Annotated in this window: 14 protein-coding genes; 8 read left to right on the forward strand and 6 right to left on the reverse strand. The window is 63.7% G+C overall.

Annotated elements, in window-relative coordinates; genetic code table 11:
- Nucleotides 1-45: 45 nt before the first annotated feature.
- The 4 genes from K3F49_RS00435 (at nt 46) to K3F49_RS00450 (ending at nt 4,085) form a co-directional block, all read left to right on the forward strand.
- Nucleotides 46-1,002, forward strand: a complete 957-nt coding sequence (locus tag K3F49_RS00435) for an AraC-like ligand-binding domain-containing protein (RefSeq protein WP_234678827.1) — start codon at nt 46-48, stop codon at nt 1,000-1,002.
- Nucleotides 1,003-1,052: 50 nt separating this feature from the next.
- A complete protein-coding gene (locus K3F49_RS00440; protein WP_234678828.1) occupies nt 1,053-1,343 on the forward strand; it encodes a hypothetical protein in 291 nt (96 codons plus the stop codon).
- A gap of 115 nt (nt 1,344-1,458) precedes the next feature.
- A complete protein-coding gene (locus tag K3F49_RS00445; RefSeq protein ID WP_234678829.1) occupies nt 1,459-2,484 on the forward strand; it encodes an aldo/keto reductase in 1,026 nt (341 codons plus the stop codon).
- Between the two features lie 179 nt (nt 2,485-2,663).
- Nucleotides 2,664-4,085 (forward strand): MFS transporter, encoded by a 1,422-nt coding sequence (locus K3F49_RS00450; protein WP_234678830.1) that lies wholly within the window; start codon nt 2,664-2,666, stop codon nt 4,083-4,085.
- A 78-nt stretch (nt 4,086-4,163) separates the two neighbouring features.
- Here K3F49_RS00450 and clpA read toward each other — a convergent pair whose 3' ends face one another.
- Nucleotides 4,164-6,572 (reverse strand): ATP-dependent Clp protease ATP-binding subunit ClpA, encoded by a 2,409-nt coding sequence (gene clpA, locus K3F49_RS00455; protein WP_234678831.1) that lies wholly within the window; start codon nt 6,570-6,572, stop codon nt 4,164-4,166.
- A 288-nt stretch (nt 6,573-6,860) separates the two neighbouring features.
- Nucleotides 6,861-7,193, reverse strand: coding sequence for an ATP-dependent Clp protease adapter ClpS (gene clpS, locus K3F49_RS00460; RefSeq protein ID WP_234678832.1), 333 nt, complete (start codon nt 7,191-7,193; stop codon nt 6,861-6,863).
- A gap of 483 nt (nt 7,194-7,676) precedes the next feature.
- Between clpS and K3F49_RS00465 the strand changes: the two genes are divergently transcribed.
- Genes K3F49_RS00465 through K3F49_RS00475 form a run of 3 tightly spaced genes read left to right on the forward strand, consistent with a single transcriptional unit; the run spans nt 7,677 to nt 10,240 of the window.
- A complete protein-coding gene (locus K3F49_RS00465; protein WP_234678833.1) occupies nt 7,677-9,080 on the forward strand; it encodes a TadE/TadG family type IV pilus assembly protein in 1,404 nt (467 codons plus the stop codon).
- A gap of 9 nt (nt 9,081-9,089) precedes the next feature.
- Nucleotides 9,090-9,650, forward strand: coding sequence for a TadE/TadG family type IV pilus assembly protein (locus K3F49_RS00470; protein WP_234678834.1), 561 nt, complete (start codon nt 9,090-9,092; stop codon nt 9,648-9,650).
- A complete protein-coding gene (locus K3F49_RS00475) occupies nt 9,647-10,240 on the forward strand; it encodes a TadE/TadG family type IV pilus assembly protein (protein ID WP_234678835.1) in 594 nt (197 codons plus the stop codon). The genes K3F49_RS00470 and K3F49_RS00475 overlap by 4 nt, the downstream gene beginning before the upstream one ends.
- Nucleotides 10,241-10,309: 69 nt before the next feature.
- Here K3F49_RS00475 and K3F49_RS00480 read toward each other — a convergent pair whose 3' ends face one another.
- Nucleotides 10,310-10,648 carry a phasin family protein gene (locus tag K3F49_RS00480; RefSeq protein ID WP_148754857.1) on the reverse strand — a complete coding sequence of 113 codons (339 nt, stop codon included), beginning with the start codon at nt 10,646-10,648 and terminating at the stop codon, nt 10,310-10,312.
- A 387-nt stretch (nt 10,649-11,035) separates the two neighbouring features.
- Between K3F49_RS00480 and K3F49_RS00485 the strand changes: the two genes are divergently transcribed.
- Nucleotides 11,036-12,859, forward strand: coding sequence for a D-alanyl-D-alanine carboxypeptidase (locus K3F49_RS00485; RefSeq protein ID WP_234678836.1), 1,824 nt, complete (start codon nt 11,036-11,038; stop codon nt 12,857-12,859).
- Nucleotides 12,860-13,082: 223 nt separating this feature from the next.
- Here K3F49_RS00485 and K3F49_RS00490 read toward each other — a convergent pair whose 3' ends face one another.
- The 3 genes from K3F49_RS00490 to K3F49_RS00500 all read right to left on the reverse strand — a co-directional run bounded on the left by K3F49_RS00490 (nt 13,083) and on the right by K3F49_RS00500 (nt 15,885).
- Nucleotides 13,083-13,808 (reverse strand): DnaJ domain-containing protein, encoded by a 726-nt coding sequence (locus tag K3F49_RS00490; protein WP_234678837.1) that lies wholly within the window; start codon nt 13,806-13,808, stop codon nt 13,083-13,085.
- A 329-nt stretch (nt 13,809-14,137) separates the two neighbouring features.
- The gene (locus K3F49_RS00495; RefSeq protein ID WP_234678838.1) at nt 14,138-14,899 is read right to left on the reverse strand and encodes a VWA domain-containing protein; all 762 of its coding nucleotides are present in this window, start codon (nt 14,897-14,899) and stop codon (nt 14,138-14,140) included.
- A 125-nt stretch (nt 14,900-15,024) separates the two neighbouring features.
- Nucleotides 15,025-15,885 carry an alpha/beta fold hydrolase gene (locus K3F49_RS00500; protein ID WP_234678839.1) on the reverse strand — a complete coding sequence of 287 codons (861 nt, stop codon included), beginning with the start codon at nt 15,883-15,885 and terminating at the stop codon, nt 15,025-15,027.
- Between the last annotated feature and the right edge of the window lie 105 nt (nt 15,886-15,990).

Below are 15,990 nucleotides of genomic sequence, written 5' to 3' on the forward strand. Positions count from 1 at the left end.
TGCGCCACCATGCGGTTTAGCTGGATGTGAAAGGGAGGCCTGCCGATGACAATCCAGTTCACGACAGACGGCAGCCCCGGCTACCGGCGGCTCGCCCTCTGGCAGGACATCGTCTGCGACGTCTTCGTCGGGCTCGACTGCAAATCGGACCTCGGCAGTGCCTTTCACGGCTCGGTGACCCAAGCCGCACTCGGCAAAGCCGTCTGCTCCGAGGTGTGCTCCGACCGCCAGCACGTTTTCCGCACGCCGTCGCGTATCGCGCGCTCGGATCAGGATTATGTTCTCGTTGCGCTCGGCCATCACGGCGATGGCGGCGTGGTGCAGGATGGCCGGGAGACCGTGATTCATCCCGGCGAGTTCGCGCTCTACGATACCACGCGTCCCTATGAGCTGAAGTTCAAGGACACGTTCTCCCAGACCATCTTCAAGGTGCCCCGCGAGATGTTGCAGCGCCGGCTCGGCCGCACCGAGACGCTCACGGCGATTGCCTTCGGGGCCGATGTCCCGCTCGAGCGGCTCGCCTATGATTTCATCTTCCGCCTCTGCCAAAGCGCGGACCGGCTCGCGCCCAACAGCGCCGCCGCCCTGTCCGAGCAGGCCGTCGACCTGCTCGCCATGGCGCTGAGCGAACGGCTCGGCGGGGCGTCGCTGCCGTCCTCGACCCATCGCTCCGCCCTGCTCTACCGGCTCAAGGCATATATCCGCACACGCCTCGCCGACCCCGACCTCTCGTTAGCCGAGACCGCCGCCGCGCTCGGCATCTCGTCGCGCTACGTCAACGATCTCCTCGCCGACGAGGACACCTCGTTCCAGCGCCATGTGCTTGCCGAGCGTCTCGCTCAGTGCAAGCGCGACCTCGCCTCGCCCGTGCTCGCCCAGCGCCACATCAGCGAGATTGCGTTTGCCTGGGGCTTTAACGATCTCTCGCATTTCGGCCGCGTCTTCCGCGAGCATTTCGGAATGTCGCCACGCGACTTCAGGCAGAGCCAGTCACGACACTGAAAGCCGTTCCGGTCAGCCATCATCGCGAGCCTTCGCCTCCGGCGAAGGCAATGCTCGCCAATTCCAGATTGCCAGGTCTTGCGGTCTGCCTCAGGCTGCCGCGTATGAGGTCTCGCGCGACAATAAGCGGATCGGAACTGCTGCTGGGTGTGATCGCGATCCGGCTCGCGGTGCTGGTCCTGGTCGGCTGGGGCTTGACGCTCCTGCCTCGGCAGGCACGTGACAGCGAACCTGCCTGCGTCGCCTCGTCCGCCGAGGGGATTGAAGCGCAACCTGCCGCGAAGACGGTCGGTTCGCGCGTCGCAGATGCGATATTCGATGACATGCGTCTGCACGACTAGGCCATTTTCCGAGCAAGGCGGGTATGTCAGCGTGCAATAGGACAACGGGCCTGCTTGCATTACGATCTGCCTTCAAGGCCGCGCCAACCAATCAGCGGCCGTGAGGAGCAGTTCGATGGAATACCGACGCTTGGGCCGGTCCGGCCTCATGGTACCCGCTTTGAGCCTTGGCACGGGCACGTTCGGCGGCGTCGGCCGTCTCGCGGCTTGGGGGACGACCGACGCCACGGAAGCGCGGCGTCTTCTGGACATTTGTCTCGAGGCCGGCGTGTCGATGTTCGACACCGCCGACGTCTATTCGCTCGGTGAATCCGAGCGGGTTCTCGGTGAAGCCATCAAGGGCCGCCGCGACAAGGTGCTGGTCTCGACCAAGGCCACCTTCCGCCTTGGCGACGGCGCCAACGACATCGGCTCGTCACGCCAGCATCTGCTCGCGGCCATCGACGCTTCGCTGAGCCGGCTCGGCACCGACTATATTGACCTGTTCCAGCTTCATGGCTTCGACGCAATGACGCCGCCGGAAGAAGTGCTGAGCACCCTCGACGTGCTCGTCCGCGCCGGCAAGATCCGCTATGTCGGCGTCTCGAATTTCTCGGGCTGGCACCTGATGAAGTCGCTTGGCGTTGCCGACAAGCACGGTTTCCCGCGCTACGTCGCCAACCAGACCTACTATTCGCTGGTCGGGCGCGACTATGAGTGGGAGCTGATGCCACTCGGTCTCGATCAGGGGCTTGGCGCCGTGGTCTGGTCACCGCTCGGGTGGGGCCGCCTCACCGGAAAGATTCGCCGCGGCCAGCCGAAACCTGAAGTGAGCCGCCTGCCCCAGACCGCCGATTTCGGGCCGCCCGTGCCGGACGAGCACGTCTATCGCGTCGTCGAGGCCATCGACGAGGTCGCCAAGGAGACCGGCAAGAGCGTCTCCCAGATCGCGCTCAACTGGCTGCTGCAGCGCCCGACCGTTTCGACGCTGATCATCGGCGCGCGCAACGAGGGGCAGCTGCGCGAAAACCTCGGCGCGGTCGGATGGTCACTGACCAAGGATCAGATCGCGAAGCTCGACGCGGCAAGCAAGGTGACCTTGCCCTATCCGTACTGGCACCAACGGGGCACCTTCTCCGACCGCAATCCGCCGCCGGTGTAGTTGGCTTACCCGCAAGGGCTGGCTTGAGGCTAGCGCGCGAAGGTCTGGCCGATCCATGCCTGGGGCGTCGGGAGACCTGCTTCCTGCACAGGAACCGCCCGTGCCCTGCCGGGTTGCGATGGACAGCGCAATTTCCTAATCCGGGGATCATCACGGCTCGAATCAAGCACGCCTCCATCATGTCGTCCGCCCCGATCGAGCACGCCGACGGCCTGCCACAGCCCCAGCGCAATCAGGCGATCCTGACCATTGCGCTCGGCATCCTCATGGCCGTCGTCGACAGCGCCATCGCCAATGTCGCGCTGCCGACGATCGCAACCGACCTGAACGCGAGCCCCGCCTTCTCGATCTGGATCGTCAACGGCTACCAGCTCGCGATCACGATCTCGCTGCTGCCGCTGGCGTCGCTCGGCGAGATCGTCGGCTATCGGCGCGTCTATCTGGTCGGGCTCGCGCTGTTCACGCTCGCTTCCGCTTTCTGCGCGCTGGCGCATACGCTGCCGCTGCTGACGATCGCGCGCATCATCCAGGGGTTTGGTGCGGCCGGCATCATGAGCGTCAACTCGGCGCTGGTTCGCTTCACCTACCCGCGCAACCTGCTCGGCCGCGGCATCGGGCTCAACGCGCTCGTCGTCGCCTTCTCCGCCGCGGTCGGGCCGACGCTTGCCGCCGGCATCCTCGCCATCGGCAGCTGGCCCTGGCTGTTCGCCATCAACGTTCCGCTCGGCGTGATCACGCTTGTGCTCGGCCTGCGCAGCCTGCCGCACACGACGCCGGCGAGCCATTCCTTCGACTGGCAGAGCGCGGGGCTCTCGGCGATCACTTTCGGCGTCGGCATCGCCGCGATCGACAGCGTCGGCCACGGCGAGGCGACGATCACCTGCCTCGTCCAGTTCGCCGTCGCGATCGTCGCCGGCGCGTTGCTCATCTATCGCGAGACGCACATGAAGTCGCCGCTGCTGCCGGTCGACCTGTTGCGCATCCCGGTGTTCGGGCTCTCGATTGCGACCTCGATCGCCTCGTTCTGCGGGCAGATGCTGGCCTTCGTCGCGATCCCCTTCTACCTCCAGAGCCGCTTCGGCTACTCGGCCGTGCATATGGGCCTCTTGATCACGCCGTGGCCGATTGCAGTGGCGTTCGCCGCTCCGCTGGCTGGTCGCCTGGTCGAGCACTATCCGGCCGGCCTGCTCGGCGGTATCGGGCTGACGCTGTTCGCCTGTGGCCTCGCCGCGCTCGCCTTCCTGCCCGCCAGCCCGACACCGCTCGACATTATCTGGCGGATGGCGCTCGCCGGCGCCGGCTTCGGCCTGTTCCAGACCCCCAACAACCGCACCATGATCGCCGCCGCTCCGCGCGAGCGCTCCGGCGGCGCCAGCGGCATGCTGGGCACGGCACGGCTGCTCGGCCAGACCACCGGAGCTGCGCTGGTCGCGCTGTTCCTCGGCCGTTATCCGGTCGAGGGAACCCGGATCGCGCTTCTCACGGGCGTTGGATTTGCCATGTGCGGCGCGATGCTGAGCATGCTGCGGCTGTCGCCCGCAGGTGCGCGCGGCGCCGAGCACGTCCGCGTGCAGGACGATCAGCGCCTGCGGGGCGAATAACAGGCATCCCTACAGCGACGGCAACGCAAGCAAAAAGGCCGGCTCTTCAGCCGGCCTTTTCGATTCATGATGCCCTGATCAAGCCTTGACCAGCGGGCCCTTCGAGGTCGGCCCCTTGGAGCCGCCGGGGCCACCGGGCTTGTTGGGCTTGCCCGGCGGACGCTTGCGGGCGGGCAGCTTTTCCTGCTTCGGCGTGACCGGGCCCTCGACGAACTCGAAGCCGATCTTTTCCTTGGTCTCGTCGGCCTCGTCCTTGACCAGGACGACGCGAACGTGACCACCACCCTTGAGCTTGCCGAACAGCACCTCGTCAGCCAGCGGCTTCTTGATGTGCTCCTGGATGACACGGGCCATCGGCCGCGCACCCATCTGCTCGTCATAGCCATGCTGGACCAACCAGGCCTTGGCGGGCTCGGACAGCTCGATGGTGACGTCGCGATCGCCGAGTTGCGCTTCAAGCTGAAGCACGAACTTCTCAACGACCGTGCCGATCACCTCGACGCTGAGATGGCCGAACGAGACGACGGCGTCGAGGCGGTTGCGGAATTCCGGCGCGAACTGCCGGTTGATCGCCTCGTGGTCGTCGCCTTCCCGCTTCGAGCGCGTGAAACCGAACGCCTGCTTGGCGAGATCCGAAGCACCCGCATTCGTGGTCATGATCAGGATCACGTTGCGAAAATTGACCTGCTTGCCGTTGTGGTCGGTGAGCCGGCCGTGATCCATGATCTGGAGCAGCACGTTATAGAGGTCGGGATGCGCCTTCTCGATTTCGTCGAGCAGCACCACGCAATGCGGATGCTGGTCGACGCCGTCGGTGAGCAGGCCGCCCTGGTCGAAGCCGACATAGCCGGGAGGCGCGCCGATCAGGCGCGACACCGTGTGGCGCTCCATGTATTCGGACATGTCGAAGCGCAACAACTCGACGCCGAGCGACGCCGCGAGCTGCTTTGCAACCTCGGTCTTGCCGACGCCGGTGGGGCCGGAGAACAGGTAGCAGCCGATCGGCTTCTCCGGTTCGCGCAGGCCCGCGCGGGCGAGCTTGATGGAGGCAGCCAGCGACTCGATCGCCTTGTCCTGGCCGAACACGGTGCGCTTCAGGGTCTGCTCGAGATGCTTGAGCACCTCGGCGTCGTCCTTCGACACGCTCTTCGGTGGAATCCGCGCCATCGAGGCGATCGTGGTCTCGATCTCCTTGATGCCGATGGTCTTCTTGCGCTTGTTCTCGGCGACCAGCATCTGCGCCGCGCCGGACTCGTCGATCACGTCGATCGCTTTGTCAGGCAGCTTGCGGTCGTGGATATAGCGCGAGGAGAGCTGAACCGCGGCCTCGATCGCCTCATTGGTGTACTTCAGCCGGTGATAGTCCTCGAAGTACGGCTTGAGGCCCTTAAGGATGGCGATGGCGTCCTCGACCGTCGGCTCGTTGATGTCGATCTTCTGGAAGCGCCGCACCAGCGCGCGGTCCTTCTCGAAGTGCTGACGGTATTCCTTGTAGGTGGTCGACCCCATGCAGCGGATCGTGCCCGAAGCGAGCGCGGGCTTGAGCAGGTTCGATGCATCCATTGCGCCACCCGACGTCGCGCCCGCACCGATCACGGTGTGGATCTCGTCGATGAACAGGATCGCGTTGGGATGTGCCTCGAGCTCCTTCAGCACCTGCTTGAGGCGTTCCTCGAAGTCGCCGCGATAGCGCGTGCCCGCGAGCAGCGTGCCCATGTCGAGCGAGAACACGGTCGCAGCCGCCAGCACCTCCGGCACCTCGCTGTCGACGATGCGCTTGGCCAAGCCCTCCGCGATCGCGGTCTTGCCGACACCGGCCTCGCCCACGAACAGCGGATTGTTCTTCTGGCGGCGGCACAGCACCTGGATCGCGCGGTTGATCTCGGAATTGCGTCCGATCACCGGATCGATCTTGCCGTCACGCGCCTTCTTGTTGAGGTTGACGCAATAGGTTTCGAGCGCCTCGCCCTTCTTCTTGGCGTCCTCGGCACCCTTGGTCTCGGTCTCCTCGTCGACGCCGCGCACCGGCCGCGCCTCGGAGACGCCCGGCCGCTTGGCAATGCCGTGGCTGATGTAGTTGACGGCGTCGTAGCGCGTCATGTCCTGCTCCTGCAGGAAGTACGCGGCATGACTCTCACGCTCGGCGAAGATCGCGATCAACACGTTCGCACCGGTCACCTCTTCACGACCGGAGGATTGCACGTGGATCACCGCGCGCTGGATCACGCGCTGGAAACCGGCGGTCGGCTTGGCGTCGTCGGCGCCATCCGTCACCAAGTTTTCGAACTCGGTCTCAAGATAATTGACGAGGCTCGTGCGGAGCTTGTCGAGATCGACGCTACAGGCACGCATGACAGCGGCTGCATCGGAGTCATCGATCAAGGAGAGCAGGAGATGCTCGAGCGTCGCGTATTGGTGATGACGCTCGTTGGCGATCGCCAGTGCACGATGCAGGGATTGTTCAAGGCTTTGGGAAAAAGTCGGCATTCGCGTCCTCTATGGCCCCCACCATCATGATCGCCATCGCCCGGTCAGGCAACAACAACCTTTGTCACATATAGTTATACAAGACTGCGGCAAAAGACCGGTTCCGCGACTCGATGGGCATTACGCGCCCACCGCATTCTCGATGCAAAACCCGTTCCGATTTGGGCAAAACTACCCATTTGGGCAGGATTGGCGACGGTGCTGATTTTCGCCGGATCATGCAGCGGTATGCGGTGACATCACACACCGCACGAAAAGAACCGATCTAAAGAACTGGGACTCGCGCGATTACTTCTTTTCCATCACGCATTGCAGCGGGTGCTGGTGCTTGCGGGCGAAATCCATCACCTGCGTCACCTTGGTCTCGGCAATCTCGTAGGTGAAGACGCCGCACTCGCCGATCCCGTGATGATGGACGTGCAGCATGATCTTGGTCGCGGCCTCGACGTCCTTCTGGAAGAACTTCTCCAGCACATGGACGACGAACTCCATCGGCGTGTAGTCGTCGTTGAGGATCAGCACGCGATAGAGGTTGGGCCGCTTGGTCTTGGGTTTGACCTTGGTGATGACGGACGTGTTCGGACCCGCCGGGCCATTGGAACGGTTCTCATCGTTGCTCATCCGGGGAGCGTGGGCGGCGGCGGCGCCGGACAGGTCTCGTCTGGAAGTCAGTTGCGGCATGGCTCAGGCGTTCAAATTCCCCACGGAAGCGTATGACGGTTCACCGCGCGGCCCCGCAGTCGAGAGCCTAGCGCCGGCGCACCGCCTTATTGGATCGCCGCTTCCAACCGGTTCCGGTCGAAGCCGGGTCGGTCGCAGGGAATATGGGCCCGCCCCCGGCTCGCCGCAAGCGTGCGCAGGTCCAGCCGATACGGCCGCGTCGGTCCCGATTCCCAGCCCGGCGATCCTGACCAAGGTTAATCAATCCGGAACGATTTGACAAAACAATCCGTTCCTCGGTTTCACCTCCTTAACCAAAAACGCTTCGGCAAAGGGGACGCGACCTTTTGCGCGCCTCCAACTCCGGTTTTGTACGGTCGAGTTTACCTGATATTCAATCGCGCTCCCTGAAATGAGGCAAAGCCAGAGATTTCGGGGAACGTCATGTTTCGCCTGCCCGCCGCCCGGTGCATTCGTCGATGCCTAGCCCGCTTTGCCGCCGGCGAGCGAGGCAACGTCGCCGTCATCTTTGCGATCATGCTGTTCCCGACCATCTATTTGTTGGGCATGACGCTCGATTACACCCAGGCCCAACGCCGGCAGTCGCAGCTGGACGCCGCAGCCGATGCCGCTGCCATCGCAGCCGTGACCCCGTCGATGATGGCCCAGAGCACGACCGTCGCACAGACGACCGCCACGAATATCTTCAATGCGACGGCGAACGCAATCGCCGGCGGCCTGACCGGGAATCCCGTCCTGACGGTCAACGTCGGCAACATCGGTCTGGTGCGCACCGCGACCGTCAGCTACACCGCGAACTCCAGCAACGCCTTTCCGACATTGCTCGGTGCCCCCGTGTGGCCGATCAGGGGTGCAGCGACGGCCAGCGCCTCCGGCGCGCCGAACATCAACTTCTATCTGCTGCTCGACGACTCGCCATCAATGGGAATTGCAGCGACGCCGGGCGATATCACCAACATGATAGCCGCGACGAAAAACCAACCCTCCGGCTCAGCGAACTGCGCGTTCGCTTGTCATGAAGCGCATCCCAACCTCGACAGTGGCGCCAACTCCTCGACCACGGACAACCTCACCATCGCACGCAACAAAAACATCACGCTGCGCATCGACCTCGTGGCCCAGGCGACCGCAAGTCTCATGACCACGGCGAAAGCCACACAGGCGGCGCAGAACAACACTTACAAGGCCGCGATCTATACATTCGACTACGGCTTCAACACGATTTATGCGCCTTCGGGACTGCCGTCCGCCGACCTGACGACTGCCGGGACTCAGGCCGCCAACAATATTTCGCTTCTCACCGTCGACCATCAGAACTGCGTCGTTTCGGGAAGCTGCACCACCGACTATGGCACAGACATCGAAAACGCGCTCACCAGCGTCAACAGCCTCATGCCCTTACCCGGCGGCGGGTCCAATCAAACCGGAGACACGCCTCAGGAAGTGGTGTTCCTCGTCACCGACGGCGTTGACGACAAGATGGTATCCTTGAAGTCCTCCTGCAGCGGCACGCCGCTTGCCAACGGCTCCAAGTATCGGTGTCAGCAGCCGATCAACACGTCGATATGCACGACGATCAAGAACCGGGGAATTCGCATCGCGGTGCTTTATACCGAGTACCTGCCGCTGCCGACCAACAGCTGGTACAACAGCTATATCGCGCCGTTCAACAATCCTGACTCGAAGACCGGACAGATCGCGCAGAATGCGCAAGCCTGTGCATCGCCTGGCTTGTACTACGGCGTGCAATCGGGCGGCGACATCGCCGATGCACTCAAGAAACTGTTCCTGTTGGTCGTGGAAACGGCCCCTCACCTGACCAACTGAGCTAACGTCATGCCCGAGTTGCGAGCCATATCCGGAAAGCGACGCCTTCGCGAGCTGTTCGCAACTTTCCGCAAAGACGAAGACGGCGCGAACGCCGTCGAATTCGCGCTGGTTGCGCCGGTGTTCATCGCGTTGCTGGTTGGAATCATCCAGATCTTCCTGGTCTTCTTCGGCCAGCAGCTGCTTCAGCAGGTCGTGCAGCAGTCGGCGCGCCAGGTCATGACCGGCCAGGTACAGGCGGCCGGCATGACGCAGACCCAATTTTCGACCCTGGTCTGCTCGCAGGTCCGTATCATCTTCAACTGCAACAAGTTGATGATCAGCGTTCAGTCCGGGAGCAGTTGGTCGGCGTTGAGCGCGGCTGCACCAACATTAACTTTCAATGCCGACGGCACTGTCGCCAACAGCTGGCCCTACAACCCGGGAGGCCCCAGCGACAAGGTCATCCTGGCGGTGATCTACCAATGGCCGGTCTTCATGGGACCGCTCGGCTTTACCCTTGCAAACCTGCCCAACGGCAATCGCCAGATCACGGCATCCGCCGCTTTCCAGAACGAGCCCTATCAATGACCCGCTTGCCCATGCGCCTGAGGGAATTCCGGGCCGACGAAAATGCCGTGGCAGCCATCGAGCTTGCCATCGTGCTGCCGTTCATGCTGCTGCTTTGCATGGGCGGAGTCGAACTCGGCAACGCGCTCTCGATCAACGTCAAGGTGACGGCTACGGTGCATACCATCGCCGACATCCTGTCGCAGAATAAGTGCGTGACCACGTCCGACGTCAGCGGCATCCTCAACGCCTCGTCGAAAGTCCTGTCACCCTATGACATCTCCAAGGCCGTGGTGACCGTCACGGAGGTGCAGCCGACAGGCGATAGCCTCACAGCCAAAGTGATCTGGAGCCAGTCACTCAACGGCACCGCGAGAACCGCCGGGACGACCGTCACCCTGCCGACATCCCTGACGGGGGTGCCGACGACAGCTGGGCTCATCCTCGGTGAGGCGACATACTTCTACACGCCCAACCTCGGCTACACGATCAGCGGGACGGTTTCGCTCAGCGACAGCTACTACTTGTATCCCCGCCAAACGAGCTTTGTCCCGACGATCACGAGCGGGACGACGCCGCCGGTGCCGGGAGCCTCATGTCCAACTTCTTGACGTGAAGCCGCTCGCAAAAAAAAGCCCGGCTGGTTCAGCCGGGCTTTTTGATTCGAGAAGTTCAGAAAATTACTGGGCGGCCGGGGTGAACTTCGACACGACCGTTTCGACCGGCTTGAACGCCTGCTTGGCGAGGTCGCTATAGAGGCCGGCGATCTTCTGCGATTCCGCGACGAAGGTCTCATAGGCGGAACGGGCGAAATCGGTCTGGGCTTCCATCGCCTTGTCCAGCGACTTCACGCCGGAAAGCTTCTCGACGAAGGACTTGGTGTCTTCGAACGACTTCTTGGTGTAGTCGCCGTAAGCGCTGGCGATCGCCTGGAGGCCGTGCTGCACCGAGGTCGCGGAAGCAACGCACGTCTCGAAATGCTCTTTCCCGTAGTTCTGAAAGTCTTCAACCTTGAACATCTTGGAATCCTTTTCCCTGGCTCGCGTCCGGAAGCCCCGGCTCCCTGACTCTGCCTACAATTAGTGCAACGCACAAAAAAGTCAAGAATCTTGTGCGACGCACAAAAATCATTGCAAGTTACAGAGATTCCCGGGCTTTCCCGCAAGGGTTTCTTAAGCTTTTGGAAACCGCGGCACCCTACCTTGATTCCCTGGACGTGTTCACTTCCGCAGACGGTCAAAAGCCGATTGAGAACATCACCTTAGCCAGAACAGCGGTTCAGGCCCAACGTCTCCCGCGGCGAGCACCAGCGGAGAGACAGCTTGAGCAGGTAATGATCCCGGGTCCGCAGGGCACAATTTCGCCTCACGAGCCGGTGATCAAGTCACAAACGGGGACGGGGTTCCATGCTTCGTAACAACTGGTCTTCCTCGCGCCTGGCGCGGGTTGGCGTTTTCGGGCTTCTCACGGTCACCACAGCCGTGATCTTCACGACCGATGCCGCTGATGCGCGACGCCATCGGCGCCATTACGCGCACCACCGGGTGCAGCACGAAGCGTCCGAGAGTTCTAGCCCGAAATTCGCGTCGATCATCGTCGACGGCAATTCCGGCTCGGTGCTCCAGTCGACCAGCCCCGACGGGCTTCGCCATCCCGCCTCGCTCACCAAGATCATGACGCTCTATTTGCTGTTCGAGCGTCTCGAATCCGGCAAGATGAAGCTCGACACCGAGATGCCGGTGTCGCAGCACGCCGCCGACCAGGATCCGACCAAGCTCAATCTGCGTGCCGGCCAGACCATCCGCGTCGAGGACGCGATCAAGGGTCTCGTCACCCGCTCCGCCAATGACGCGGCTGTTGTGATCGCCGAAGCGATCGGCGGCGACGAGGACGATTTCGCCGCGATGATGACGCGCAAGGCGCGCGCGCTCGGCATGTCCAAGACGGTCTACCGCAATGCCAACGGCCTTCCCAACGACGAGCAGGTGACGACCGCGCGCGACCAGGCCACACTCGGCCGCGCCATCCAGGAGCGCTTCCCACGCTACTATCGCTATTTTTCGACCACGTCATTCACCTGGCGCGGCGAGCAGATCCGCAACCACAATCACCTGCTCGGCAGCGTCGAGGGCGTGGACGGCATCAAGACCGGCTACACCCGGGCCTCCGGCTTCAATCTCGTGACCTCGATGCGTCGCGGCAACCGCCATCTGATCGGTGTGGTGCTCGGCGGCCGCAGCGGCGGCTCGCGCGACGCCATCATGCGCAATCTGCTCGCGGAGAACCTCGAGAAGGGCGCGACTGCCCACACTGTCGTGGCGGTGACCGAGCGCAACAGCGCCGACACCAGCACCGATGTCGCCGATGCCTCGGATACCCCGGCCCGTCCCGCTGCGCCGGTTCAGGTCGCGGCCGCCCCTGCCCCCGAGGCACCCGCGCCGCGTCCCGCCTCGCGCCTGTCGGCCCTTGCAGCTGCGACCGCCGCGATGCCGCCCGCTCAGCCCAAGCCCGAAGCCAGGCCCATGGAGTCCAAGATCGAGCCGGCGCCGCTCACCAATGGCGTGATCTCGAGCCAGCCGCTCTCCCTCATTCCTGGTTCGTCCGAGCCGATGAAGCCGGTCCGGGTCAAGACGGTTCAGGTCAAGGCCGGCGCGGTCAAGGTCGCGTCCGCCGCCCCGACCCAGGTCGCACCGCAGGTCACCAACACGATTTCGTCCCGCACCGACGTCGCTGAGACCTCCGGCGCTGTCGTCGCCAGAGCCGACATCATCAACAAGCCGGAGCCCGCCCGGGCCGAGGTCGCCCGGACCGAAATGCCGCAGCAGCCGGCCGGCTTCGGCACCGGCAACGGCATCCTCGGCGTGCTGCCGGCGGCGGCCACTGCCGCTGCCCCGGCGCCCGCCCCGGTCGCCAAGCTCGCCTCCGCCGATCCGTCACCGCAGCCGATCCAGATGAGCGCCACCACCAAGCCGGTCGCCAGCCATAGCGGCTGGATCGTCCAGGTCGGCGCACTGGAGAGCGAGAGCGAGGCCCAGCAGCGCATTGAAGCCGCCCGCAGCTCGGCCCGCGGCCTGCTCAGCAGGGCCGATCCGTTCACCGAGCCCGTCGTCGCCAGGGACAATCGCAAGCTCTACCGCGCCCGCTTTGCCGGGCTCGAGCGGGACCAGGCCGAAGCGGTGTGCAAGACGCTGAAGCGCGCCGACATCTCCTGCATGACCGTCCGCAACTGATCTGCTGACCCGTCCGAACAAAATGCCCGCGCCTTGCGCGGGCATTTTTGTTTTTGGGATGCGGTGGCGCTTGAGGCTGCTGCACGACAACCTCTCGTCAACAATTTACGGTTAAATTTTTACTCAAGGGATCGACCACGCCGACAATGGCGGGCATCGGGGCGACGGCAAACAGAGCCAGCGGAGCTCACGCGGTACGGGCGTTTGTAGCGTGGTGCCGGAGTTAGCCGTTATGCGTACGAAGCAGAGTATCCTTGGCCTCGTTTACACGGGCAGCGAGGTACGTCGAGCCCCCCTGGTCGGGATGCAGTTTCTTCATGAGGGATTTGTGCGCCCGGCTGATGTCGTCGCGCCCCGCCCCAGGCTGCAAGCCAAGGATCTGATAGGCCTCCTCCGCCGTCATTTTGCCGCTCGACGCCGTGCGACGCTGCCCCCCTGCCGCGTTGCCCTGCGCGTTCTGACGCCAAGCGGGAAACCGGCGGTCCAGATAGCTTTCAAGTAAGGCGACGCTCTCGGCGTCGAACGCCGGGACCATCGCCAGCAGGCTTGCAAGATCGAACTCGTCGAGACCGCGGCCGGCGTGAGGCCCGGCGACGATCTGACCCGTGAGCTGCCCGGAATCGTGGTCGAGCCGCATGTCCAGGAATTGCGAGCGCACGCGCGAGCTCTGGCTGGACGAGCGCGTCGCGCCGCCACCGAACAGGCCGCCGATATTGCCGAAGCCCGCATTCGCCAACGGCGTCCAGCCGAGCAGTCCGGCGCCAAATATCCCGAGCGGGATCGCCACGGCCAGTTCGCCCCTCAAGCCCGTGAAGGCGGCCACCGCGAGCGCGACCACGCCGCCCCCAACCTTGATGGCACGCGCCAGCACCGCCGGATTGGCGGCGCGGAACATCTGGAGCAACAGATAAAGCGTGATAACAGCGACAAGGCCGGCAATCAGGGTCATGGCGGGAATATAGTCGCCCTCTTGTCAAAAAGCATGGTGTCCTTCCCTCCGTCCATGATCGGGAGGGTGACACGACAGGCTCTTTTGCCGATAAGCACTCTGCCCAATCATTCCGGAGCGCGCGGTCGTAACGACGGTCGCGTCGTCATCGCAGGAGCGATGGCACGTCTCTGCCTTGCTGATCGCGATTGCCGCAGAGCCCTATTCGCGTCTCGCCGCCCTCATCCTGTTCACCGTCGGCGCAGCCTTTAGTCACGGCCGGCGTCTCAGCAGCGCTCGGCTACCCGTCGCCGCACCGCCTCCGCCGCAGGCTGCTCGGGCTTGACCTGCTACTTCATCTGTCCGATCAGCTGCGCCGCGCCGCTCGCCGTCTTCGCCAGTTTCAACAATGCCTCGCGGCCACCGGCGGCATAGGCCGCAGCGGCCCGCAACAACTCGCGCAATTGCGCCGCCGCGCCCGGATCGAACCGGCACCAGGCACCGCCGGTCAGGCGCGCGATCTCGCGAAACGCCGGTTCGGCGATCGCATCATGGCCTTCCTGAAACAGGAACACCGGCACCTTCAGCATGCCGAGCTCGCCGGCCTTGGCGCAGAGCGCATCGACCTTCTCTTCCATGGCGTCGCCGACGAAGACCACGGCACGCACACCCGATGCGACCGCCTCGCGCCGGGCATCGGTCAATACCCTGCCAATCTGGGTGTCGCCGCCCCGGCAATCGATCTTGCTCATCAGCGTCGCAAGCTTGCTGCTGTCCGAGATCCAACCGGTGGCACGGCATTCGTTGAAGCCGCGGTAGTAGACGAGCCGGATGTCGAGGCTGCCGAGCGAGGCCGCTTCGCGAAACATGTCCGCCTGAAGCGCGCAGGCCATGTCCCAGGTCGGCTGCCGGCTCATCGTCGCATCCAGCGCGAAGATCAGGCGGCCCTTCGCGCCCGGCGAATGCGGCGACAGCGCACGCGCCTTGGCGACGAAGGCCGCGACGTCCTCCGAAGTCGACGTCTTTGCCTGCGGCAACGCACCGTCGCTTTCGCTTTCGGCGCGCGCCGAGACGGCATCGCTTGGGCGCGGTTTAATGGGGTCGCCGGGCATCTGGGGTCGCACTTGGTGTCACACCACCAATGTGGATAGCGCGCCCTGCCCGGTCAATGTGCAAAGCCTCCGCAGGCCGACGCCAACGGAGGCTTTGAAGGTAATTCCCGCGAGGGGCGGATCGATCAGCTCTTGGCCGGCGACATCAGGGCAACGGGACCCGGCTCGAGTACCTTCGGCGGCGACGACGTGGTGTCGACCGGCGCGATCGCGCTGTCGGTGTCGGTGAGGAATTTATCGAGCATGCTCTGGATCGAGTTCTTGGCGCCATCCGGACCAGTGTCACGCATGTCATTGTGCTGGAAGTCGGTCTTCACGACCTGAATTCCGGCCTTCTCGCACTCCTCATCGGTCGGGATCACGCCCGGATCCGTCTTGAACTGCGGATCCTTGGAGCGGAACGACAGGATCTTGAACTTGCCGGCGGTGACGAAGGGCACGCGGAGATTGTCCAGCGTCACGACCTTCTTGACCTCGTCCGGATACTGCTTGGCGAAATACATCGTGATGTCGCCGCCCATGGAATGGCCGACCATCGTCACCCGCGCATAGTCAGCGTTGGGCTGGACCTTCTTCATCTCCTGCATCGCCAGATGGATGTTGGCGACACCGCGCAGGATCTGCGGCAGGCGGCCGACATAGATCTCGCCGGGCTTGGTCACCATCGGCGGATCGGTCGGCAGATCATGCTGCGGGCTGACGACGAGATAGCCGCGCGCGGCGAAGGCATTGGCGAGGAAGCCGTACTCGGTGTTCTTGACGGTGTTGCCGTGATTGATCACTGCGACCGGCATGGTGATCATGCCGGCATTAGCCTGCATTTCCTTGTCGCGACGGATCGCAATGTCGACAGGCACGGGACGGTTGTCGCGCGAAGCGTCGTAGAAGGTGATGGTCTCGTGCTTGATGGCCCACTTGCTCGCCGTGAAATAGGCGACGCCGCAGAGGGCTCCGACAGAAACCAGAACGGCAATTCCACGCTTCATTTTCGTCCTCAGCCTCAGGTCTTGCGACCTGATCCCTGTTGAAAATCGTGTTGTTCGAGGAGCTCTTCGGCCCCTTCGCGCCTATTCCCTAATATATGTCACAGC

This window comes from Bradyrhizobium monzae, from assembly GCF_021458635.1.
Classification (GTDB): Bacteria; Pseudomonadota; Alphaproteobacteria; order Rhizobiales; family Xanthobacteraceae; genus Bradyrhizobium.